Source organism: Blastococcus sp. SYSU DS0753, assembly GCF_054051175.1.
This window is the reverse complement of sequence record NZ_JBJHAT010000005.1, coordinates 141,950-163,279: the sequence shown is the minus strand read 5'-3', so window position 1 is coordinate 163,279 and position 21,330 is coordinate 141,950. Positions and strand designations below refer to the sequence as shown.

Below are 21,330 nucleotides of genomic sequence, written 5' to 3'. Positions count from 1 at the left end.
GGCCGCCCTCTCCCGCGGTCACGACGCCGGCTGTGGACGGCTGCCCGGGGTGTGGACGGCGCGCGGGCCCGCGCGGACGCCGGCTCGGGGGGGCTCGGGGGAGGTTCGGGGGGGGGGGGCGTGGCCTGCAGCTCCTGACGGCGACTGGGCCGCCGTCAGGAGCAGTTCCTCACGCTGGCGGCGTCCAGGCAGACCCGAGAGGGAATGGGCGTGCGGGCCGGCTGCGGCGAAGGTGGCGGCGGTGACGACCAGCGGCAGGGTGCTCATCGGCAGCGTCCGCTGGTTGCCCCCGTGCCCGCAGGAACTTGCCCTGGGGCCGCTGCTCACGCGGTCAGAAGGTAGGGCCCGCCTCCGGTGTGCGCCAGTGGCTGCGCCGCGGCAGCGGAAAGGGGGAGCACCAGGGCCACCCAGGGGCCTTGGCGGAGGCCTCCGCACGCCGGAGACTGCGCTGGGACATCCAGGAGCGGAGGACAGATGCGGGTCGAGGTGACCGACGACACCGGGCAGCACCGGTACGAGGGGCGGATCAACGGGGAGCTGGCCGCGATCGCGGAGTACATCCGGACGGCACAGCTCGTGGTGTTCACGCACACGGAGGTGCTGCCCGGTCACGAGGGTCAGGGCGTCGCCTCGGACCTGGTGCGCCAGGCGCTGGACGACGTGCGCAGCCAGGGCCTTGCGGTGCTGCCGTTGTGCCCGTTCGTGGGCGCCTGGATCGGGCGCCACCGGGCGGAGTACGGCGACCTAGTCTACCGTTCGCGCACCACGGTCACCCCGGAGGCCGACGCCGCAGCACGGTGACCGCGGAGCCCTCGCCGGCCGGGAGCCGGTGCCGAGGGCGTCGACGGCCGGGCGGTCATGGGCCGTATGGACAGCGACCGCTCTGCGGAGCGGCGGACGGGCCGTGGGACTGCCGCCCGGCACGCCGTCCGGTGAGCCCTGCCGCTCACCGCGGGTGCTGGTCCCCCACGTCCAGAGGCTCCCCGGCATGCCGGGACACGACCACGCCGACGGCTCCCGGGCCGACGTGCGCGCCGATGGCGGCACCGAGCTCGCTCACGTGCAGCTCCTGCACCCGGGGGACGCGGGCCCGCAGCTCGGTGACCAGCCGGTCGGCCCGCTCGGCGGCGGCGAGGTGGTGCACGGCGAGGGAGACCTCCCGGTCGCCGGCGTGCTCGACGACGTGCTGGACCAGGCGGGCGAGCGCGCGCGCCGAGGTCCGTACCTTCTCCAGCGGCACGACCCGGCCGTCGACCACGTGCAGCACCGGCTTGACGGCCAGCGCCGAGCCCAGGACCGCGGCCGCGGAGCCGATCCGGCCGCCCCGGCGCAGGTGCTCCAGCGTGTCGACGACGAACAGCGTGCGGGTGCGGGCGGCGGCGTCCCGGGCGACCTGCGCCACCGTGGCGCCGTCGGCCCCGCAGGCCGCTGCGCGGGCGGCCGCCAGGACGGCGAACCCGGTGCCCATCGCCGCCGAGCGGGAGTCGACGACGGAGACGATGTGCTCCCCCACCTGCGACGCGGCAACGCGGGCGGCGTCCCAGGTGCCGGAGAGCTCCGCGGACAGGTGGACCGAGACCAGCCGGTCGGCCCCCGCGTCCAGCGCGGCGCGGTAGGCGGCGACGAAGTCCCCGGGCGTGGGCCGCGACGTGGACACCCGCTGGCCGCGGGTGGAGAGCGCCTTCGCCACGTCCTCGGCGCTGATGTCCTCGCCCTCTCGCCCCGAGCGGCCGGCGAGGACGACGTAGAGCGGGACGACCCGGACGCCGTACTCGTCGGCGAGCGGGCGGGGCAGGTAGGCCGTCGAATCGGTGAGGACGGCGACGGGCACCCGGCGAGGCTAGCTGCCGACCGCGCGCCGTACGGAGCGTGGTGCTCGGGCCGGTCAGCCGACGGCGTCGGCGTCCTGGGCCGGGCCCGGGTCCGGACGGTCACCGGCCGCTCCGGGAGCCCCCTGTTCGGGATCCGCGCGGGGCCGGTCCGCCGCGGGCGCGGCGAGCCCCTCCAGCAGCGGACCGGCCGACGCGTTGTGCCGGAGCAGCCGCCACCGGCCGCTCTGCCGGGCCAGCTCGCTCCACCCGCAGTTGTCCAGCGGCCCGAACACGCGCCGGTGGTCCGGCCCGAGCTCCAGCAGCGCCTCGATCAGCCGGCCGCTCGTGCCCCCGTGGGTCACGACCACGGCCACGTCCGCCGGTGGCAGGTCGGCGAGCCCTGCGACCACCCGCGAGACGACCGCCGGGGCCTCCTCCCCACCGCGGCCCCGCACCGGCCGCCCGGCCAGCCAGTCCGCGTACTGCTCGGGGTACCGGTCGGCCACCTCCTCGCGGGTGAGGCCTTCCCACGCGCCCATCCCGTGCTCGCGGAACCTCGGGTCCAGCCGCAGCGGCACGTCCAGCAGCGAGGTGAGTGCCCGCGCGGTGTCCGCGGCGCGGCCGAGGTCGCTGGCGACCACCGCCGTCGACCGGGGCGTCAGCCCGGCCGAGGCCACGAGGTGCGGTGCGGCGTGGACCGCCTGCGCCCGCCCGACCTCGTCGAGCGGTGGGTCGAGCTGCCCCTGGAACCGTCCGGCCGCGTTCCACCCGGTGCGCCCGTGCCGCCAGACCACCAGCCGGGTCACCGGCAGCTCGGGCACGGCCGGGGAGGTCACTGGCCGGCCGTCTCCGCGACCGACGGGGAGCCGGCGTCCGCCGGGGCGCCCGGGGCGGACCCGGGGTCGGCCGCGTCGGTGAAGGGGATGGACGGGCAGTCCTTCCAGAGGCGCTCGAGGGCGTAGTAGGCCCGCTCCTCGGCGTGCTGGACGTGCACCACGACGTCGATGAAGTCCAGCAGCACCCAGCGCGCCTCGGCCACGCCCTCGCGGCGCACCGGCTTCACGCCGTGCTCCCGCAGCCGCTCCTCGACCTCGTCGACGATGGCCTGGACCTGCCGCTCGTTGGGTGCGGACGCGAGGACGAAGGCGTCGGTGATGGCGAGCCGCTCGCTGACGTCGACGATGGTGACGTCGGTGGCCAGCTTGTCCGCGGCGGCCTGGGCGGCGAGCAGCGCGGTCTCCCGGGCCTCGGGCGAGGCGGTCATTCGGGCACCTCCTGGAGGTGGGACGTCGTGGGTGGGGTGCGAGCACCGTCGGGGCCGGTGGTGTTCCCGGGCCCGGTCGGGGGTGGGCGGTCGTAGGTGGGGCGGTCACCCGCCGGGCGCCCGTCGCGGGCCTGCCCGGGGGCAGGGCGCCGCGCGGGCTCGCGGTAGAGGCCGCGCTTCTCGATGTACTGGACCACGCCGTCGGGCACGAGGTACCAGACGGGCATGCCGCGGCCCACCCGGTCGCGGCAGTCGCTCGAGCTGATGGCAAGCGCGGGGATCTCCACCAGGCTGACCCCGCCCTCGGGCAGGTGGCTGTCGGCCAGCGTGTACCCGGGGCGCGTGACCCCGATGAAGTGCGCCAGCTCGAAGCACCGGGCACCGTCGCGCCAGGTCATGATCTGGGCCAGGGCGTCGGCGCCGGTGATGAAGAACAACTCGGCCCCCGGACGCTGGGCCTGCAGGTCGGTGAGCGTGTCGAAGGTGTAGGTGGGCCCGCCCCGGTCGATGTCGACCCGGCTCACGGAGAACCGCGGGTTCGACGCCGTCGCGATCACGGTCATGAGGTACCGGTCCTCGGCCGGGCTCACCACCTGGTCGCTCTTCTGCCACGGCTCACCGGTGGGCACGAACACCACCTCGTCGAGCCCGAACAGCCCGGCGACCTCGCTGGCGGCGACCAGGTGCCCGTGGTGGATGGGATCGAAGGTCCCACCCATCACACCAACTCGTCGTCCCGCCACCGGCCGAGCGTATCCGGGGGTGCCGACCCCGCGCCGCGAGGACCGGCCCGCGCACCCCACCGGGCCGACGGCGACGGCGACCGGCTCCCCCGTGCAGCCGGTCGCCGTCCGGCCGCACCGGTGCGGCCGGCGGGTGACGACACGTCGGCACCGCGTTGTCCAACGGAGCCGGCAGCGTGCGGTTGCGCACCGACCCGGAAGCACCTCGGGGCCGCCGGCGCACCGGCACGTCGGTCCCTTCTCACAGGGTGGTGACGAAGTCGGCGAGCTGAGCGGCGTTGCGGCACTCGACCATGTCGATGACCTCGCCGTACCGGTCGGCGGCGGAGTCACCGCTCCCCCAGAGCCGGCGCGGCTCGGGGTTCAGCCAGTGCGCCGAGCGGGCCTTCGACACCAGGCCTGCCAGCACCGGGACACCCGGCTGCCGGTAGTTGGTCCGCCCGTCGCCGAGCACGAGCAGCGACGTCTTGGGACCGATGGCCGAGGCCCAGCGGTCGGCGAACACGTCGAACGCGGTGCCGTAGTCGCTGTGCCCGTCGAAGCCCACGACCTGGGCCTCGCGGCCGATCCGGGCGATGGCGTCGGCGACGTCCACACCCGGCCGGAAGAACCGGGTGACCTCGTCGGTGGAGTCGACGAACGCGAACGCCCGCACACCGGTGAAGTGCTCCCGCAGCGCCTGGGTGAGCATCAGCGTGAAGTGGCTGAACCCGGCCACCGAGCCGCTGACGTCGCAGAGCACCACGAGCTCGGGCTTGTGCACCTTGCGCGGCCGGTGGTGGGTGACCACCGGGACCCCGCCGGTGCCGAGCGAGGCCCGCACGGTCTTGCGGAAGTCCAGCCGGCCCTGACGCCCGAGGCGCCGGCGGGCGGAGAGCCGGACGGCGAGCCGGCGGGCCAGCGGGGCCACCGCCCGGCGCAGCTCGGCGAGGTCGGCCGACTGGGCGCGGAGGAAGTCGACCTGGTCGGCGAGCGGCCGCACGGCGTTCTTCGCGACCCGGTCGCGGCCCTTCTCCGCCGCCGTCCGCCGGCGGACCTCTGCCTCGACCGCGGTCCGGAAGGCCGCCAGCCGGTCGCGCACCGTCTGCCGCGCCACCTGCTCGGCCAGGCCGCCACGGCCGGACTCCCCGAGCAGCCCGGCGAGCAGCTGGGCCACGAGCGTGTCCGGCGAGAGCGCCCGCATCACCCGGTAGCTGAAGTACGACTGCCCCGACGGGGTGGGCTGCCCCTGCCCCAGGAGGTCGACTGCTTCGCGGGCGAACCGGCGCAGGGCCTCGGGGTCGCCGTCCTGCAGCAGCTGGAGCAGCTCGTCCCGCATCTGCGCGGCGAGCGCGGCGTCGTCGGGGACGTCGAGGGTGGACTCCCCCGCCTCCCCCGGGCCGTCACCGTCCTCCGGCTCGGCGGCCGGGCGGTCGCCGAGCGGCCACCACAGGTCGAACAGGACGTCGTAGGCATCGCGTTGCGCGGCCCGCTGGAGCAGCACGGCCGCGAGCCCGTGGCGCAGCTGCTCGCGGTCGAGCAGGTCGATGACGGTCAGGATCTCCGCGGCGTCGACCGCCTGGCTGATGCCCACCGGGATGCCGGCCTCGCGGACCGCCCGCACGAACCCGTCCAGGTGCCCGGCCAGCCCGCCGGGCTCCCGGACCGGCGCGACCGGCTGCCCCATCAGTTCAGCCGCAGCTCGGCCGCGGCCCGCGTCTGGTCGCTGGCGTGCTTGAGCACGACGCCGAGGGTCGCGGCCATCGCCGGCTCGTCGAGGGTGTCCAGCCCGAGCTCCAGCAGGGTCTGGGCCCAGTCGAGGGTCTCCGAGATCGACGGCGACTTCTTCAGCTCCAGCCCGCGCAGCGCCCGCACCGTGGCCACCAGCTGGTCGGCCAGCCCCGCGGCGAGGTCGGGCACCCGGGAGAGCACGATCTCCCGTTCCCGCTCGGCCGACGGGTAGTCCAGCGCCAGGTACAGGCAGCGCCGCTTGAGGGCCTCGGAGAGCTCGCGGGTGGCGTTGGAGGTGAGGACGACGGTCGGCCGGCGGGTGGCGGTGATCGTGCCGAGCTCGGGGATGGTGACCTGGAAGTCGCTGAGCACCTCGAGCAGCAGCCCCTCGACCTCGACGTCGGCCTTGTCGGTCTCGTCGACGAGCAGCACGGTCGGCTCGGTGCGGCGGATCGCGGTCAGCAGCGGCCGGGAGAGCAGGAACTCCTCGCCGAAGATGTCGTCGTGCACGGTGTCCCAGTCGGCGCCGCCCTCGGCCTGGGACGCCTGGATGCGCAGCAGCTGCTTCTTGTAGTTCCACTCGTACAGCGCGCGTGCCTCGTCCAGGCCCTCGTAGCACTGCAGGCGGATCAGCTCCGACCCGGTGGCCGCGGCGAGCGCCTTGGCCAGCTCCGTCTTGCCGGTGCCCGCCGGTCCCTCGACCAGCAGCGGCTTGCCGAGGCGGTCAGCGAGGAAGACCGTCGTCGCGATCTGCGCGTCGGGCAGGTAGCCGGCGGTGGACAGCCGCTTGCTGACGTCCGCGACCGACGAGAAGTGGGGGGACTGCGACGGCGGGCGGGGCATGCGACTCCTCGAGAGGCGGCAGGGTCAGCGCGTGTGGCCGGACCCCGTGACGACGTACGTGGTGGAGGTCAGCTCGGGCAGGCCGAGCGGGCCCCGGGCGTGCAGCTTCTGGGTGGAGATGCCGATCTCGGCGCCGAAGCCGAACTCGCCGCCGTCGGTGAACCGGGTGGAGGCGTTGACCAGCACGGCGGCGGCGTCGACCCCGGCGGTGAAGTCGGCGATGGCGCGGGCCGAGTCGGCCACGATGGCCTCGGTGTGGCCGGTGCTCCACCGCGCGATGTGCTCCAGGGCCTGCGGCAGGTCGTCGACGATCCGCACCGCCATGTCCATCGAGAGGTACTCGGTGCCCCAGTCCTCGTCGGTGGCTGGGACGACGCCGTCATGCGCGGACCGGGCGGCGTCGTCACCGTGCAGCGTGACGCCGGCGCCGGCGAGCGCGGCGAGCAACCGGGGCAGGAACGGGACGTCGCGGTGCACCAGCAGCGTCTCCGCGGAGTTGCAGACGCTCACCCGGTGGGTCTTGGAGTTGAGCACCACCGCCTCGGCGATCTCCGGGTCGGCGGAGGCGTCGACGTACACGTGGCAGTTGCCCTCCCCGGTCTCGATGACCGGCACCCGCGACTCGCGCACCACCCGCTGGATCAGCGAGGCGCCGCCGCGCGGGATCACCACGTCGACCAGACCGCGGGCGTTCAGCAGCTCCCCCACCGACGCGCGGTCGGCCGGGAGCAGCTCGACGAACCCGGCGGGCAGCCCGGCCTTCTCCCCGGCCTCGGTGAGGACGGCGAGCAGCGCGGCGTTGGTGCCGAACGCCGACGCCGACCCGCGCAGCAGCGCCGCGTTGCCGCTCTTGAGGCACAGGCCCGCGGCATCGACGGTGACGTTCGGGCGCGCCTCGTAGACGATCCCGACCACGCCGAGCGGGACGCGGACCTGCTTCAGCTCCAGCCCGTTGGGCAGCCGGGAGCCGCGCACCACGTCGCCCACCGGGTCGGGCAGCGCGACCAGCTGGCGCAGCGCGTCGGCGACGCCGGCGACGCGGCCGGCGTCCAGGCGCAGCCGGTCGACGATCGCCTCCGGCGTGCCGTCGGCCCGCGCGGCGGCGACATCGGCCGCGTTGGCGGTCAGGATCTCGTCGGTGCGCTCGACCAGCGCGTCGGCCATCGCCGTCAGCGCGGCGTCCTTGGTGTCGGTCGGCAGGGTGCGCAGCACGCGGGAGGCGGCCTTCGCGCGCAGCGCGGCGGCGCCGATCAAGGGCAGGCCGGAGACGTCGGACACGCCCGTGAGGGTACGCGGCGGGCGGCCGGCTCCTCGCCCCGTCGGGCCGGGCGGCCGCCTCGTCCGGACACCGTGCGAGAATGATTCTCATGAGCATGCCCGCCCCCCGCTGGATCGCCCTCACCGCTCTCGCCACCGGCGTGCTCCTCACCGCCGGGTGCGCCTCCGACGGCGGGGGCGGTGCGAGCGACGACGAGCTCTCCGTGGTCGCGGGCTTCTACCCGCTGGAGTGGGCCGCCGCCCGCGTCGGCGGGGAGCGCGTCTCCGTCTCGTCGCTGACGCCATCGGGAGCCGAGGCGCACGACCTCGAGCTGACCCCGCGCGACGTCGCCGCCGTCGGGGAGGCGGACCTGCTCGTGTACCTGGAGGGCTTCCAGCCGGCGCTGGACGAGGCTGCCGCCTCCGAGGCCGGCGACGCCGCCTGGGACGCCGGCCAGGCCGCGGACCTCGTCGAGGGCGAGCACGCGGAGCACGCCGACGAGGAGCACGCGGACGAAGCGCACGCCGAGGAGGAGCACGTCCACGGTGACGAGTCGACCGACCCGCACTTCTGGCTGGACCCGACCCGGCTGGCCGCCGTGGGCGACGCCCTGGCCGAGCGCCTGACCGAGCTGGACCCCGACGGCGCCCCGACGTACGAGGAGAACGCCGCCGCCCTACGGGCGGACCTGGAGTCCCTCGACGAGGAGATGCAGGCCGGGCTCGCCGACTGCGCCGTCGACACCCTGGTCACCAGCCACGACGCCTTCGGCTACCTCGGCGAGCGCTACGGTCTGGAGGTGGTCGGCATCAGCGGGCTGAGCCCGTCCCAGGAGCCCAGCCCTGCGCAGCAGGCCGAGATCGCGGACCTGGTCCGGGAGCACGGGATCACGACCGTCTACACCGAGACCCTGGTCGACCCCGCGGTCGCCGAGACGGTCGCGGAGGAGGCGGGTGCGCAGGTCGCCGTGCTCGACCCGATCGAGGGGCTCACCGACGAGTCCGCGGGCGAGGACTACCTGCAGGTGATGCGCGCCAACCTCGCCACGCTGCAGGAAGGCCAGTCCTGTTCATGACCGCACGCTCCGGCGCCGCCGTCCGGCTGCGCGACGCCAGCATCGGCTACGACGACGTGCCGATCGTGGCCGGCGTCGGGCTGACGGTGCGGCACGGCGAGGCGGTGGCGATCCTCGGGTCGAACGGTTCGGGGAAGACGACCCTCGCCCGAGGGCTGCTGGGCCTGGCCACCGTGCTGGACGGAGAGGTCGAGGTCCTCGGCGCGCCGGTGGGCCGGCTGCGCGAACGCGGGCGGATCGGCTACGTGCCGCAGCGGCACACGGTCAGCGGAGCGGTACCCGCCACCGTCCGCGAGGTCGTGTCGGTCGGCCGGCTGGCCAGGCTGGGCCTGTTCCGGCGGCTCGGAGCGGCCGACCGCGTGGCGGTCGGCGAGGCCGTCGCCGCCGTCGGGCTCGCGGACCGCATGGAGGAGCCGGTCGCCTCCCTCTCCGGCGGCCAGCAGCGCCGCGTCCTGGTGGCCCGGGCGCTGGCCGCCCAGCCCGAGCTGCTGATCATGGACGAACCGACCGCCGGGGTGGATGCCGCCAGCCAGCACGCGCTGGCCGAGGTGCTCGGCCGCGTGTCGGCGACCGGCACCACCCTGCTCGTGGTCACCCACGAGACCGCGCCGCTGGCCGGCGTGCTCACCCGCGCGGTCGTGGTCGACCACGGGCGGATCGCCTACGACGGGCCGCTGACCGGCGCGGAGCCGGCCACGGGCCACGATCACCACTGCGGGGAAGCGGCGGAGCCGGAACGGCCGGGGTACCGGCTCGACCAGCCGACCGTGACGGCGCGGACGGCGAAGGGGAGCCGCTGACGTGGAGATCCTCGAGTACGGGTTCATGCAGCGCGCCCTGCTCGCCTCGCTGATGGTGGGGCTGGTCGCGCCGGCGGTGGGGGTCTTCCTCGTCCAGCGCCGGCTCTCGCTGCTCGGCGACGGTCTCGGGCACGTCGCCCTGACCGGGGTGGCGATCGGGGTGCTCACCTCCACCGCCCCGGTGGGCGCGGCCCTGGTCGCGGCCGTCCTGGGCGCGGTGCTCATCGAACTGGTCCGCGCCCGCGGCCGCACCAGCGGCGACGTCGCGCTCGCCGTCCTCTTCTACGGCGGCATCGCCGGTGGCGTGGTGCTGCTCAGCCTCGCGCCGAGGGGCCAGGCCACGAACCTCGACGCCTACCTCTTCGGCGCCATCACCACCACCGGCGCCGGCGACCTGGTCGTCTTCGCGGTCATCGCGCTCACCGTGCTCGCCGCCGTCGCCCTGCTGGGCCAGCGGCTCTACGCGGTGAGCGACGACGAGGAGTACGCCCGGGCCGTCGGCCTCCCGGTCCTCGCCCTGAACGTCGTCCTCGCCGCCCTGGTCGCCGCCACCGTGGTGCTCTCCATGCGCATCGTCGGCCTGCTCCTGATCAGCGCGCTGATGATCGTGCCCAGCGCGGTGGCGCAGCTGCTGGCGCGCAGCTTCCGGCAGGCGCTCTACCTGGCGTGCGGCATCGGCCTGGTGGTCAGCGTCTCCGGGACGACGGCGTCGTACTACACCGGCACCCCCTCGGGCGGGACGATCGTGCTGCTGGCGATCGCGGTCTTCCTCGTCGTGTCCAGCGCGGTGGCGCTGCGGGAGGCCACCGCGCGCCGTCGGCACCGGCGGCGCGGCCCGGTCCACGGCGCCCATCCGCACGAGCACGGCGAGGGGTGCGGCCACCGGCCGGTACCGCACGGCGACCACGTCGACTACGACCACGACGGCCACCTGCACGCCCCCCACCTGACCGGCGCGGGAGTCCACTACGACGAGCACGGCACGGCGACGGTCCCCGGCGGGCCCGGGACGGGAGGTGCACGGTGAGCACAGCCGACCAGACCGACGGCAGCGCCCGGCGGCCGAGCCGCCAGCGCAGCGCGGTCCTCGCGCTGCTGGAGGAGCTCGACGGCTTCCGCAGCGCCCAGGACCTGCACGCACTGCTGCGCGAGCGCGGTGACTCGGTCGGGCTGGCGACGGTCTACCGGGCACTGCAGGCCCTCGTGGACGACGGCCAGCTCGACGTGCTGCGCAGCCCCGACGGTGAGGCGGCCTACCGCCGCTGCTCCCCCAGCCACCACCACCACCTCGTGTGCCGCTCGTGCGGCATGACGGTGGAGGTCGCCGACCCCCCGGTCGAGCGCTGGGCCGCCCGCATCGCCGCGGAGCACGGCTTCGCCGACGTGCAGCACGATCTCGAGGTGTTCGGAACCTGCGCCGACTGCGCGTCGTCCCGCGGCTGAGCCCCCTGCGCTCGACCCGTCGGACCGCGCCGGATCAGCGGTCGCGCAGGGCCCGCAGCGCGGCCTTCCGGGCGTCGCCGGTGAGCCGGTCGAGGAACACCTTGCCGTCGAGGTGGTCCACCTCGTGCTGGAGGCAGCGGGCCATCAGCCCTTCGCCCTCCAGCCGCAGCGGCTTGCCGTCGACGTCGAACCCCTCGGCGACGCAGCGCATCGCGCGCACGGTCGGCGCCCAGATCCCCGGCACCGACAGGCAGCCCTCGTCGCCGTCCTGGATCTCCTCGGACCGCTCGACGATGACCGGGTTCACCATGTGCCCGATGACCCCGTCGATGTTGTAGGAGAACGCGCGGACGCCTACGCCGATCTGGGGAGCCGCCACCCCGGCCCGGCCGGGGTGGTCGACGGTGTCCTCGAGGTCGCGGATCAACGCGGCCAGCCAGCCGTCGAAGGCCCGGACCGGGTCGGAGGGGGTGCGCAGCACCGGGTCACCGAGTTCGCGGATGGGGCGGATGGTCACCCGGGCAGTCTCTCAGCCGGGCTGCAGCCCTCAGCGCAGGCGTCCGACCAGGACCATCTCGTCGCGGTGCACGACCTCCCGGCGGTGCTCGGGCGGCAGGTCGCCGGTCTTGCGCCCGAGGAGCGACGGCAGCTCGCGGGCGTCGTAGGCGACCAGCCCGCGGGCGACGACCACGCCGTCCGGCCCGACCAGCTCCACCGGGTCGTCGGCGAGGAACTCCCCCACGACGCCGGTGATTCCCGCGGCCAGCAGCGAGGCGTGCCGCTCCCGGAGAGCGGCCACCGCGCCGTCGTCGAGGACCAGGCGGCCGCGGGGGCGGCTGGCGTAGCGCAGCCAGAACTGGCGGGCGCTGGGCCGCTTGCCCATGGGGGCGAACAGCGTGCCCACCCGGTTCCCACCGAGCGCGGGGGCGGCCTGGGGCGTGGAGGTCACGACGACCGGGACGCCGGCGTGCGCGGCGATGAAGGCCGCCTCCACCTTGGTCGCCATGCCGCCGGTGCCCACGCCGTTGCGGCTGGCCGAGCCGAGGGCGACGGCGGCGAGGTCCGCCGGGTGGCGCACGGTGTCGACCAGCTGCGCCGGGCCGATGCGCGGGTCGCCGTCGTAGACGCCGTCGACGTCGGAGAGCAGGACCAGCGCGTCGGCCCGCGCGACGTGGGCGACGAGCGCGGCCAGCCGGTCGTTGTCCCCGAAGCGGATCTCCTCGGTGGCCACGGTGTCGTTCTCGTTGACCACCGGGAGGACGCCGAGGCTGAGCAGCTTGTCGACCGTCTGCTGCGCGTTGCGGTAGTGGCTGCGCCGGGTCAGGTCGTCGGAGGTGAGCAGCACCTGGCCGACGGTGATCCCGTGCCGGGCGAACGCGTCGGCGTAGGTCTGCACCAGGCGCAGCTGCCCGACGCTCGCCGCCGCCTGCGCGGTGGCGAGGTCACGAGGGCGCCCGTCGAGGCCGAGCGGCGCCAGCCCCGCGGCGATCGCGCCCGAGGAGACCAGGACCACCTCCCGGCCCGACGCCCGGACGGCGGCGAGGGCGTCGACCAGCGCGGTGAGGCGTGCGACGTCCAGGCCCCCGGGCAGCGTGGTCAGCGAAGAGGAGCCGACCTTGACCACGACCCGGCCCGCGCCGGCGATCGAGGGCCGGGCCGCGGTCTCGGCGGCCGCGCGGGTCACCGGGGGTCCTTCCCGGGCAGGTCGTCGTCCATCCCCTCGAGGTCCTCGTCGGTCCAGCCGTCCTCGGTGACCTCGAAGGGCACCCGGCGGGCGCGCTTGGCCGCCAGTCGCTCGGCCGCCCCGATGCGCTCGGTGACCTCGAGCCGGTTGTCGGTCCCGCGGCCACCCAGGCCCGCGGACTCCTCGGCGGTGAGCGTGCCCGCCGGAAGCGTCGGCGCCCAGTCGAAGGTGACGTCGCCGATGGTCACGGCGTCGCCCTCGCGGGCGCCGGCACGGGCCAGCTGCTCCTCCACCCCGAGGCGGTTGAGCCGGTCGGCGAGGTAGCCGACGGCCTCGTCGTTGGTGAAGTCGGTCTGCCGGACCCACCGCTCGGGCTTGACGCCGCGGACGACGAACGCCTCCGGGTCGGCAGGGTCGCGCTCCACGGTGAAGCCGGAGTCGTCGACCGCGCGCGGGGTCAGCGTCACCCGCACCGGCTCGGGCGCCGGGAGCGAGGCACGGTGCTCCTCGACGGCCGCGGCCAGCGCGTACCCGAAGGCCGCCAGCCCCTCGCCGGTGACGGCGCTGATCGGGAACACCTGCAGGCCGCGCTCCTCGAGGGCGGGGCGGACCAGGTCGACCAGCTCGCGGCCGTCGGGGACGTCGATCTTGTTGAGCACGGCGATCCGGAGCCGGCCGACGAGGTCGAGCTCCTCCCCGCCGTACTCCGCGAGCTCGTGCTCCAGCGCGTCGATGTCGGTCTCGGGGTCGCGGCCGGACTCCATGGTCGCCATGTCGATGACGTGCACCAGGACGGCGCAGCGCTCGACGTGCCGGAGGAACTGCAGGCCCAGCCCCTTGCCGGCCGAGGCGCCCGGGATCAGGCCGGGCACGTCGGCCATCGTGTAGACGGTGTCGCCGGAGCGGACCACGCCGAGGTTGGGCACCAGCGTGGTGAACGGGTAGTCGGCGATCTTCGGCCGGGCCGCGGACATGGCGGCGACCAGCGAGGACTTGCCGGCCGACGGGTACCCGACGAGGCCGACGTCGGCGATGCTCTTGAGCTCCAGCACCGCGTCGAACGCCTCGCCCGGCTCACCGAGCAGCGCGAACCCCGGCGCCTTGCGGCGGGGGTTGGCCAGCGCGGCGTTGCCCAGCCCGCCCTTGCCGCCGTGGGCGAGCACCACGCGGGTGCCGGCGCCCACCAGGTCGGCGAGCACGCGGCCGTCGGGGGTGCTGACCACGGTGCCCTCGGGCACCCGCAGCACGCGGTCCTCGCCCCGGGCGCCGTGCCGGTTGCTGCCCGCACCGGGGCGGCCGTTGGCCGCCTTCTGGTGGGGTCGGTGGTGGAAGTCCAGCAGGGTGTGCACGTTCGGGTCGACCTCGAGGACGACGTCGCCGCCGTCCCCGCCGTTGCCCCCGTCGGGCCCACCGAGCGGCTTGAACTTCTCGCGGTGCACCGAGGAGACGCCGTGCCCGCCGTTGCCGGCAGCGACGTGGATGGTGACCCGATCGACGAAAGCGGCCATGGGTGTCGAGCGGACGAGTCCGCGCCGCCTCCTACCTACCTGTCAAGCGCGACGAGCGCACGGGCCGGTCGGCCCGTGCGCTCGTCGCGAAGCGAACTGCTTGTCGGCCCCGTCCAGAGGAGGACGGGGTCCTCTTTCAGGCCTCGACCGCAGTGATGGAGACGGTCTTGCGTCCCCGTCGCGTGCCGAAGGTGACCGAACCCGGCGCGAGCGCGAACAGCGTGTCGTCGCCGCCGCGGCCGACGCCGAGGCCCGGGTGGAAGTGGGTTCCGCGCTGGCGGACGATGATCTCGCCGGCCTTCACGACCTGGCCACCGAAACGCTTGACGCCGAGGCGCTGCGCGTTCGAGTCGCGGCCGTTGCGGGAGGACGAGGCGCCCTTCTTGTGTGCCATGTCGGCGTCAGCCCTTCGAGATGTCGCGGACCACGACGCTGGTCAGGGGCTGACGGTGCCCCTGCCGCTTGTGGTAGCCGGTCTTGTTCTTGAACTTGTGGATGTGGATCTTCGGGCCCTTGCCGTGCTCGAGGATCTCACCGGTCACGGTCACCTTCGCCAGGGCCGCCGCGTCGCTGGTGACGGTGTCGCCGTCGACCAGCAGGATGGCCGGGAGGGCGACGGTGTCGCCCGCCGCGCCCTGCAGGCGGTTGATCGTGAACGTGTCGCCCACGGCCACCTTGTGCTGGCTCCCGCCGGCCTTCACCACTGCGTACACCACTGACTCCTCGTTAGCTTCTTCACGTCGAGCTCTGTGTCCGGCGCGCACGACCGGGGGGCGCCGGGTGCTTGGACGGGCTGCGCACGCCGTCCCGGCGGCACCCGGAGGCGCCTGCGCGGTGGCGCAGCAACCCGACCAGCGTACCCGAGGCTGCCCGCACCGGTCGACACGCCCCGGCTGTGGCCCTGGCGACCCCGCTCCCACGGGCCCGCGCCCCCGTCCGGGGCCGCCGGACGGGGCCGCGGGGCACTGCCAGGGACTAGGACACCGGCGGACCGGCCGGCCGGCTGGCCGCCCGGCGGCGGCGCGGCCGGGCAGCCGCGGCCGGCGCCTCGCCGTCGCCGGCGGCCGGCTCGGCCGGTGCTGCCGGGGTCTCGGCCCCGGCGTCGGCGGCGTGCGCCACCCCGCCGGGGACGACGTCGGCCGTCGTCGTCGCCGGGGTGATCGGCTGCGCGGACTCGGCCGGCGCCTCGACGGCGCCGACCTCACCGGCCGGGAGCACGTCCTCGGCCTCGGTCTCCGCGACCGGCACCGGGACGGGCGCGGTCTCGGGCAGCGGCTGGACCGTCGTCACCCGCGCGTCGACCCGCTGTGCGGGCGGCACGACCACCGGCGCCTCCGGACCTGCCGGCGCGTCGTCCGGGCCGGTCCGCCCGGGCTCCGGCGAACCGGCGACCGGGGCCGGGACGACCGGATCGACGTCCTCGACCGTCTCGGCCGAGCCGTCGGCCACGGGCTCACCGGCGGGGGTCCCGTCGTCGGCGCGGGTGCCGGCGAGCACGGCGGCGTCCTCGGCCGCGCGCTCCTCCCCCGACTGCCCGCGGTTGCGCCGGCCACGGCTGCGACGTCCTCCGCCGCGGCCGCCCTCGACGGCCTCGCCGTCACCGGCGGGCGCCTCGGCCGCGCCCGCGCCGGTCGCCTCGACCTCCTCGGCCTCCTTCGCGACGGCGTCCTTGCCGCCGCGGCTGCGCCCGGACTCCTTGCCACCGGCGTCCTTGCCACCGGAGTCCTTGCCGCCGGAGTCCTTGCCGCCTCCGGAGTTGCTCCCGCCGCCGTTGCCACCGCCCCGGCGCTTCTCGTCCACCGGGTCGAGGTGCACGACGATGCCGCGCCCGCGGCAGTGCTCGCAGGACTCGGAGAAGACCTCCAGCAGGCCCTGGCCCACGCGCTTGCGGGTCATCTGCACCAGGCCCAGCGAGGTCACCTCGGCGACCTGGTGCTTGGTGCGGTCGCGGCCCAGGCACTCGGTGAGCCGGCGCAGCACGAGATCACGGTTGCTCTCGAGCACCATGTCGATGAAGTCGATGACGATGATGCCGCCGATGTCGCGCAGCCGGAGCTGGCGGACGATCTCCTCGGCCGCCTCCATGTTGTTGCGCGTCACGGTCTGCTCGAGGTTGCCGCCCGAGCCGGTGAACTTCCCGGTGTTGACGTCGACGACCGTCATCGCCTCGGTGCGGTCGATCACCAGCGAGCCGCCCGACGGCAGCCAGACCTTGCGGTCCAGCGCCTTCGTCAGCTGCTCGTCGATCCGCAGGTCGTGGAAGACGTCGCCCTGGCCGGTGTAGCGGGTCAGCCGCGCGGTGAGCTCGGGGCTCACGTGCGCGACGTAGGCCTCGACGGTGTCCCAGGCGTCGTCGCCCTGGACCACGAGCTCCTTGAAGTCCTCGTTGAAGACGTCGCGGATCACCCGGATCGCCAGGTCGGGCTCGCCGTAGAGCAGGGTCGGCGCGTTCGACGTCGACTCGGACTTCTGCTTGATGACGTCCCACTGCGCCTTCAGCCGGTTGACGTCGCGGGTGAGCTCCTCCTCCGAGGCGCCCTCCGCGGCGGTCCGGATGATCACGCCGGCGTCCTCGGGGACGATCCGCTTGAGAATGTCTTTGAGCCGCTGGCGCTCGGTGTCGGGCAGCTTGCGGCTGATCCCGGTCATCGAGCCGCCGGGCACGTAGACGAGGAAGCGACCGGGCAGGTTGATCTGCTGGGTCAGCCGGGCGCCCTTGTGGCCGATCGGGTCCTTGGTGACCTGTACCAGGATCTTGTCGCCGGACTTGAACGCCTGCTCGATCGAGCGCTGCTTGCCCGAGAGCCCGACGGCGTCCCAGTTCACCTCACCGGCGTAGACGACGGCATTGCGACCCTTGCCGATGTCGACGAACGCCGCCTCCATGCTGGGCAGCACGTTCTGCACCCGGCCCAGGTAGACGTTGCCCGCGAAGGACGTCGCGGAGGCCTGGGTGACGTAGTGCTCGACGAGGACGTCGTCCTCGAGCACGGCGATCTGCGTCCGCTCGCCGCGCTGGCGGATCACCATCTTCCGGTCGACGGCCTCGCGGCGGGCGAGGAACTCCGACTCGGTCAGGATCGGCTGGCGACGGCGCCCGGTGTCCCGGCCGTCCCGGCGGCGCTGGCGCTTGGCCTCGAGCCGGGTGGAGCCGGCGATGCCGCGGACGTCGTCGTCGCTGGTGCTGCGGCCGTTGCGCCCGGCCCGCTCGGGACGGTCGTCGTCGTCGGTGTCGTCGGAGGACTCGTCCGCGCCGGAGCTGCCGCCACGGCGACGGCGGCGCCGCCGGCGGCGGGTGCCCGACCCGGTCGACCCCTCGTCCTCGCCCTCGTCCTCGTCGGTGTCGGTCGCGGCGCCGGAGGTCTCGTCGTCCTCGGTGTCGTCGGCCTGCGGTCGCTCGTCGCCGCCGTCCTCGTCGGAGTCGGCGTCCGAGGAGTCCTCGCCGCTGCGGCCCCGCCCGCGGCCGCGCCGGCCCCGGCGGCGACGCCGGCTCGCCGACGAACCACCCTCGTCGCGGTCCTCGCCGGACTCGTCGCGGTCGTCGGTGTCCTCGGCCTGCTCGTCCTCGGTGTCGGCCTCCGCCCGCTCCGGCTGCTCCTCCGCGGAGCGGCGGCGGGACCGGCTGCGGCGGGAGCGGGGCGCCTCGTCGGCGGTCGCGTCCTCGCCGTCCTGGTCGCCCGCGGCGTCGTCGACGTCGGGTTCGGGGGACTCCGCCGGACGGCGGCTGCGCCGGCGGGGCGCGGGCGGTGCGTCGTCGGGCGGCGCCACGAAGCTCACGAACGCGGGGATGGGCGCAGCCGCGACGGGTCGGACGGCCTCGACCTGGTCGGGGTCGGCCGCGGCGGCCGGCCGGGTGGCCCGGCGGCGGGGGCGGGCCACGACGGCCGTGGGCTCCGGTGAGCTGAACTGGGCGCCGAACCGCGGTCCGGCCGGTTCGGGCTCGGGCGTCTCGGCCGCGGCGCCGTCCGGGGCATCCGCGGTGTCGTCGGCGGCCGCCGTCTCGTCGGCGTCCTCGGCGTCCGGCGCCCCTTCGTCGGGGGTGGCCGGCGTGCCGGTGACCTCCGCCTCGGCGGGCTGCGGTGTGCCCGGCGGGACCGCGGTCTCCTGGGTGTCGTCGTTCTCGGTGGTCGGGTGGTCGGTGTCAGCCACGAGGGCTCTCGCCTCCTGTGCTGCTCCCGGGCGCCGATCGAGAGGACTGGCGGCCGCGCAGGAGCACGGGTTGGGCGGGGCGGGCCGCCGCGCGGGGTACGGCGGACTGGCTCGCCCTGCGAAGTCTGTGGGCGGCTCCCGCGCGACGGTTGCCGCGGCGGGGAGCCGGATGTGGTGGTGCGCACCTCCGGTGACGCCGGGGGTGGTGGTGCGGGTCCTGCGGTGGTCTGGGCATCCGGGCCGGGTGGCCTGGAACGGGCGCGTCACGTCTGGCAGCCGTGGCGCTCGACAGCGCGCGGTCTCCGGGCGTCCGCCGGTCAGACCGTCGCGTGCTCCCCCTGGCAGCGGGTGCGCGCCGCACGGTCAGGACCGAGCGGATCGGCCACGGTCCCGGTGTCGTCGAGCCGGCCCTGCGCCTCACGCACGGCCCGGGGGGGCAACGGCGGGCGCAGGTCGGCGACGGCAGCCAGGGCGGCCAACACGTCGTCGGGTCGTACAGCGGGCGTCACCTGCCGGACGACCATGTGCAGTATGGCACAACCTGCCTCCTCCGCCGCTGACGCGCTGGCCACGGCGGGGCGCGCGTCCACGTCCTTGAGGCCGTTCTTGGTCCGCTTGGCGACGGTGACGACGTCGGCCGCCAGGAACTTCTCGACCGCCGGGGCGAGCTCCTCCAGGCGCACGCCGGGCAGTTCCACGCGCCAGACGGAGGTGTCGATGCGGTCGGCCAGCGACCCGGTCCCCTCCTGCGCCTCGACGACCTCCAGGACGGCGATGTCCGGCGGCAGCGCGGTGTCGAGCGCGACCCGCACCGCCTCGGGGTCGCAGCGGATCGCCACCCCGATCTCCAGGTACTCCGCCTCGCTGGCCGACCCGGTCGGCGCGGCCCCGATGTAGGAGATCTTCGGGTGCGGGCTGAACCCGGCGGAGAACGCCATCGGCACCTGCGCCCGGCGCAGCGCCCGCTCCAGGGCCCGGGCGAGGTCGCGGTGGGAGGCGAACCGCAGCCGGCCCCGCTTGGCGTAGCGGATCCGGAGCTTCTGGACGGTCGGCGGCGGCGGTGGGCCGTCGGGCTGGCGCGCCATCAGACGACGGTGAGCGGCAGCAGGCTGCGCCCCGTCGGCCCGATCTGGATCTCGGTGCCCATGGTGGGACAGACCCCGCAGTCGTAGCAGGGGGTCCACCGGCAGTCGGCGACCTCCTCCTCCGACAGGGCCTCCTGCCAGTCCTCCCAGAGCCACTCCTTGTCCAGGCCGGAGTCCAGGTGGTCCCAGGGCAGGATTTCGTGCTCGGTGCGCTCGCGGGTGGTGAACCAGTCGAGGTCGACCCCGAAGGCGGCCAGCTCCTCGGCGGCGGCCTGGGTCCAGCGCTCGTAGGAGAAGTGCTCGCTCCAGCCGTCGAACTTGCCGCCCTCGCGCCACACCCGCTCGATGACCCGGCCCACCCGGCGGTCGCCCCGGGAGAGCAGGCCTTCGATCACGCCGGGCTTGCCGTCGTGGTAGCGCAGGCCGATGGAGCGGCCGATGCGGCGGTCGGCGTTGATGGCCTGGCGCAGCACCCGCAGCCGGTGGTCGATGGTCTCGGCGCTCGCCTGGGCCGCCCACTGGAACGGCGTGTGCGGCTTGGGCACGAAGCCACCGATGGAGACGGTGCAGCGGATGTCCTTGCGGCCGCTCGCCTCGCGGCCGGCGCGAATCACCTCGACCGCGAGCTCGGCGATCTCCAGCACGTCCTCGTCGGTCTCGGTCGGCAGCCCGCACATGAAGTAGAGCTTCACCTGCGTCCAGCCGTTGGCGTACGCCGTCGTCACCGTGCGGACGAGGTCCTCCTTGGACACCGTCTTGTTGATGACCCGGCGGATGCGCTCGCTGCCGCCCTCAGGGGCGAAGGTCAGCCCGCTCCGCCGGCCGTTGCGGGAGAGCTCGTTGGCCAGCGTGACGTTGAAGGCGTCCACGCGGGTGCTGGGCAGGCTGAGGCTGGTGTTGGTGCCCTCGTAGCGGTCGGCGAGCTGCTTGGCCACCTGGCCGATCTCGGAGTGGTCGGCGCTGGAGAGGCTGAGCAGGCCGACCTCCTCGTAGCCGGTGGCCTTCAGCCCCTGCTCGACCATGGAGCCGATGCCGGTGATCGTCCGCTCGCGCACCGGGCGGGTGATCATCCCGGCCTGGCAGAACCGGCAACCGCGGGTGCAGCCGCGGAAGATCTCCACGCTCATCCGCTCGTGCACGCTCTCGGCGAGCGGCACCAGCGGCTGCTTCGGGTAGGGCCACTCGTCGAGGTCCATGACGGTGCGCTTGCCGACCTTCGCCGGGACGTCGTCGCGCGTCGGGGTCACCGCGGCGATCGTGCCGTCGGGGCCGTAGGAGAACGCGTAGAAGCGCGGCACGTAGACGCCGTCGACGCGGGCCAGGCGGGCCAGCAGCTCCTCGCGGCCGCCCGGGCGCCCCTGCGCCTTCCACGCCTTGACGACGTCGGTGATGTCGCCGACGGCCTGCTCGCCGTCGCCCAGGACCGCGCAGTCGACGAAGTCGGCGACCGGCTCGGGGTTGAAGGCGGCGTGCCCGCCGGCGACGACGACCGGGTGGGTCTCGTCGCGGTCGACGGCGTGGAGCGGGACCCCGGCGAGGTCGAGGGCCTCGAGCAGGTTGGTGTAGCCCAGCTCGGTGGCGAAGCTGACGCCCAGGAGGTCGAAGTCGCGCACGGAGCGGTGGCCGTCGACGGTGAACTGCGGGACCCCGTGCTCGCGCATCAGCGCGGCGAGGTCGGGCCAGACGGCGTAGGTGCGCTCGGCCAGGGCGTCGGGGCGCTCGTTGAGCACCTCGTACAGGATCATCAGCCCCTGGTTGGGCAGCCCCACCTCGTAGGCGTCGGGGTACATGAGCGCCCAGTGCACGTCCGCGGACTCCCACGGCTTGGTCTGGGCGTTGAGCTCACCACCCACGTACTGGATGGGCTTCTGGATCTGGGCCAGCAGCGGCTCGAGTCGCGGGTACAGCGACTCGCCGGCGGTGGTGCGGAGCTCTGCAGTCATGACCGGTCCAGGGT

Annotated in this window: 20 protein-coding genes; 5 read left to right on the top strand and 15 right to left on the bottom strand. The window is 75.0% G+C overall.

The window, feature by feature from the left end:
• The first annotated feature begins 474 nt into the window (after window positions 1-474).
• Window positions 475-801: a GNAT family N-acetyltransferase gene (locus tag ACI799_RS06835; protein WP_456612702.1), complete on the top strand. Its 327-nt coding sequence runs from the start codon at window positions 475-477 to the stop codon at window positions 799-801.
• A 145-nt stretch (window positions 802-946) separates the two neighbouring features.
• Here ACI799_RS06835 and ACI799_RS06830 read toward each other — a convergent pair whose 3' ends face one another.
• From ACI799_RS06830 to ACI799_RS06800, 7 genes are all read right to left on the bottom strand, one after another.
• Window positions 947-1,831: a DegV family protein gene (locus tag ACI799_RS06830; RefSeq protein WP_456587585.1), complete on the bottom strand. Its 885-nt coding sequence runs from the start codon at window positions 1,829-1,831 to the stop codon at window positions 947-949.
• 54 nt (window positions 1,832-1,885) lie between these two features.
• Window positions 1,886-2,647, bottom strand: a complete 762-nt coding sequence (locus ACI799_RS06825) for a histidine phosphatase family protein (RefSeq protein WP_456612701.1) — start codon at window positions 2,645-2,647, stop codon at window positions 1,886-1,888.
• The gene (gene rsfS / locus ACI799_RS06820; RefSeq protein ID WP_456587587.1) at window positions 2,644-3,075 is read right to left on the bottom strand and encodes a ribosome silencing factor; all 432 of its coding nucleotides are present in this window, start codon (window positions 3,073-3,075) and stop codon (window positions 2,644-2,646) included. Before rsfS ends, ACI799_RS06825 begins: the two co-directional genes overlap by 4 nt.
• On the bottom strand, window positions 3,072-3,818 hold the full coding sequence (gene nadD, locus ACI799_RS06815) for a nicotinate-nucleotide adenylyltransferase (protein ID WP_456587588.1): 747 nt from the start codon (window positions 3,816-3,818) through the stop codon (window positions 3,072-3,074). Before nadD ends, rsfS begins: the two co-directional genes overlap by 4 nt.
• Window positions 3,819-4,059: 241 nt before the next feature.
• Window positions 4,060-5,484, bottom strand: a complete 1,425-nt coding sequence (locus ACI799_RS06810) for a vWA domain-containing protein (RefSeq protein WP_456612700.1) — start codon at window positions 5,482-5,484, stop codon at window positions 4,060-4,062.
• Window positions 5,484-6,371 (bottom strand): AAA family ATPase, encoded by an 888-nt coding sequence (locus ACI799_RS06805; RefSeq protein ID WP_456612699.1) that lies wholly within the window; start codon window positions 6,369-6,371, stop codon window positions 5,484-5,486. The genes ACI799_RS06810 and ACI799_RS06805 overlap by 1 nt, the downstream gene beginning before the upstream one ends.
• Window positions 6,372-6,395: 24 nt before the next feature.
• Window positions 6,396-7,649: a glutamate-5-semialdehyde dehydrogenase gene (locus ACI799_RS06800; protein WP_456587591.1), complete on the bottom strand. Its 1,254-nt coding sequence runs from the start codon at window positions 7,647-7,649 to the stop codon at window positions 6,396-6,398.
• A gap of 89 nt (window positions 7,650-7,738) precedes the next feature.
• Between ACI799_RS06800 and ACI799_RS06795 the strand changes: the two genes are divergently transcribed.
• From ACI799_RS06795 to ACI799_RS06780, 4 genes are read left to right on the top strand one after another with little or no spacing between them, the layout of a single operon-like run.
• Window positions 7,739-8,704: a metal ABC transporter substrate-binding protein gene (locus tag ACI799_RS06795; RefSeq protein WP_456612698.1), complete on the top strand. Its 966-nt coding sequence runs from the start codon at window positions 7,739-7,741 to the stop codon at window positions 8,702-8,704.
• Window positions 8,701-9,504 (top strand): metal ABC transporter ATP-binding protein, encoded by an 804-nt coding sequence (locus tag ACI799_RS06790; protein ID WP_456612697.1) that lies wholly within the window; start codon window positions 8,701-8,703, stop codon window positions 9,502-9,504. The genes ACI799_RS06795 and ACI799_RS06790 overlap by 4 nt, the downstream gene beginning before the upstream one ends.
• Before the next feature lies 1 nt (window position 9,505).
• Window positions 9,506-10,531, top strand: a complete 1,026-nt coding sequence (locus ACI799_RS06785; RefSeq protein WP_456612696.1) for an iron chelate uptake ABC transporter family permease subunit — start codon at window positions 9,506-9,508, stop codon at window positions 10,529-10,531.
• The gene (locus ACI799_RS06780) at window positions 10,528-10,947 is read left to right on the top strand and encodes a Fur family transcriptional regulator (protein ID WP_456587595.1); all 420 of its coding nucleotides are present in this window, start codon (window positions 10,528-10,530) and stop codon (window positions 10,945-10,947) included. The genes ACI799_RS06785 and ACI799_RS06780 overlap by 4 nt, the downstream gene beginning before the upstream one ends.
• A gap of 34 nt (window positions 10,948-10,981) precedes the next feature.
• Here ACI799_RS06780 and ACI799_RS06775 read toward each other — a convergent pair whose 3' ends face one another.
• From ACI799_RS06775 to ACI799_RS06740, 8 genes are all read right to left on the bottom strand, one after another.
• Entirely contained in the window at window positions 10,982-11,464 is a 483-nt protein-coding gene (locus ACI799_RS06775; protein ID WP_456587596.1) for a peptide deformylase, read from the bottom strand.
• A gap of 30 nt (window positions 11,465-11,494) precedes the next feature.
• Window positions 11,495-12,631 (bottom strand): glutamate 5-kinase, encoded by a 1,137-nt coding sequence (gene proB / locus ACI799_RS06770; protein ID WP_456587597.1) that lies wholly within the window; start codon window positions 12,629-12,631, stop codon window positions 11,495-11,497.
• Window positions 12,628-14,139, bottom strand: coding sequence for a GTPase ObgE (gene obgE, locus ACI799_RS06765; RefSeq protein ID WP_456587598.1), 1,512 nt, complete (start codon window positions 14,137-14,139; stop codon window positions 12,628-12,630). The genes proB and obgE overlap by 4 nt, the downstream gene beginning before the upstream one ends.
• A 136-nt stretch (window positions 14,140-14,275) precedes the next feature.
• Complete coding sequence (gene rpmA, locus ACI799_RS06760) at window positions 14,276-14,533, bottom strand: 50S ribosomal protein L27 (protein ID WP_014375373.1); 258 nt, start codon at window positions 14,531-14,533, stop codon at window positions 14,276-14,278.
• A gap of 7 nt (window positions 14,534-14,540) precedes the next feature.
• The gene (gene rplU, locus ACI799_RS06755) at window positions 14,541-14,852 is read right to left on the bottom strand and encodes a 50S ribosomal protein L21 (RefSeq protein WP_092195728.1); all 312 of its coding nucleotides are present in this window, start codon (window positions 14,850-14,852) and stop codon (window positions 14,541-14,543) included.
• A 262-nt stretch (window positions 14,853-15,114) separates the two neighbouring features.
• The gene (locus tag ACI799_RS06750; protein WP_456612695.1) at window positions 15,115-18,288 is read right to left on the bottom strand and encodes an Rne/Rng family ribonuclease; all 3,174 of its coding nucleotides are present in this window, start codon (window positions 18,286-18,288) and stop codon (window positions 15,115-15,117) included.
• A 317-nt stretch (window positions 18,289-18,605) separates the two neighbouring features.
• Window positions 18,606-19,373 carry a TIGR03936 family radical SAM-associated protein gene (locus tag ACI799_RS06745; protein ID WP_456612694.1) on the bottom strand — a complete coding sequence of 256 codons (768 nt, stop codon included), beginning with the start codon at window positions 19,371-19,373 and terminating at the stop codon, window positions 18,606-18,608.
• Window positions 19,373-21,316 carry a TIGR03960 family B12-binding radical SAM protein gene (locus tag ACI799_RS06740; RefSeq protein WP_456587601.1) on the bottom strand — a complete coding sequence of 648 codons (1,944 nt, stop codon included), beginning with the start codon at window positions 21,314-21,316 and terminating at the stop codon, window positions 19,373-19,375. Before ACI799_RS06740 ends, ACI799_RS06745 begins: the two co-directional genes overlap by 1 nt.
• Window positions 21,317-21,330 lie beyond the last annotated feature (14 nt).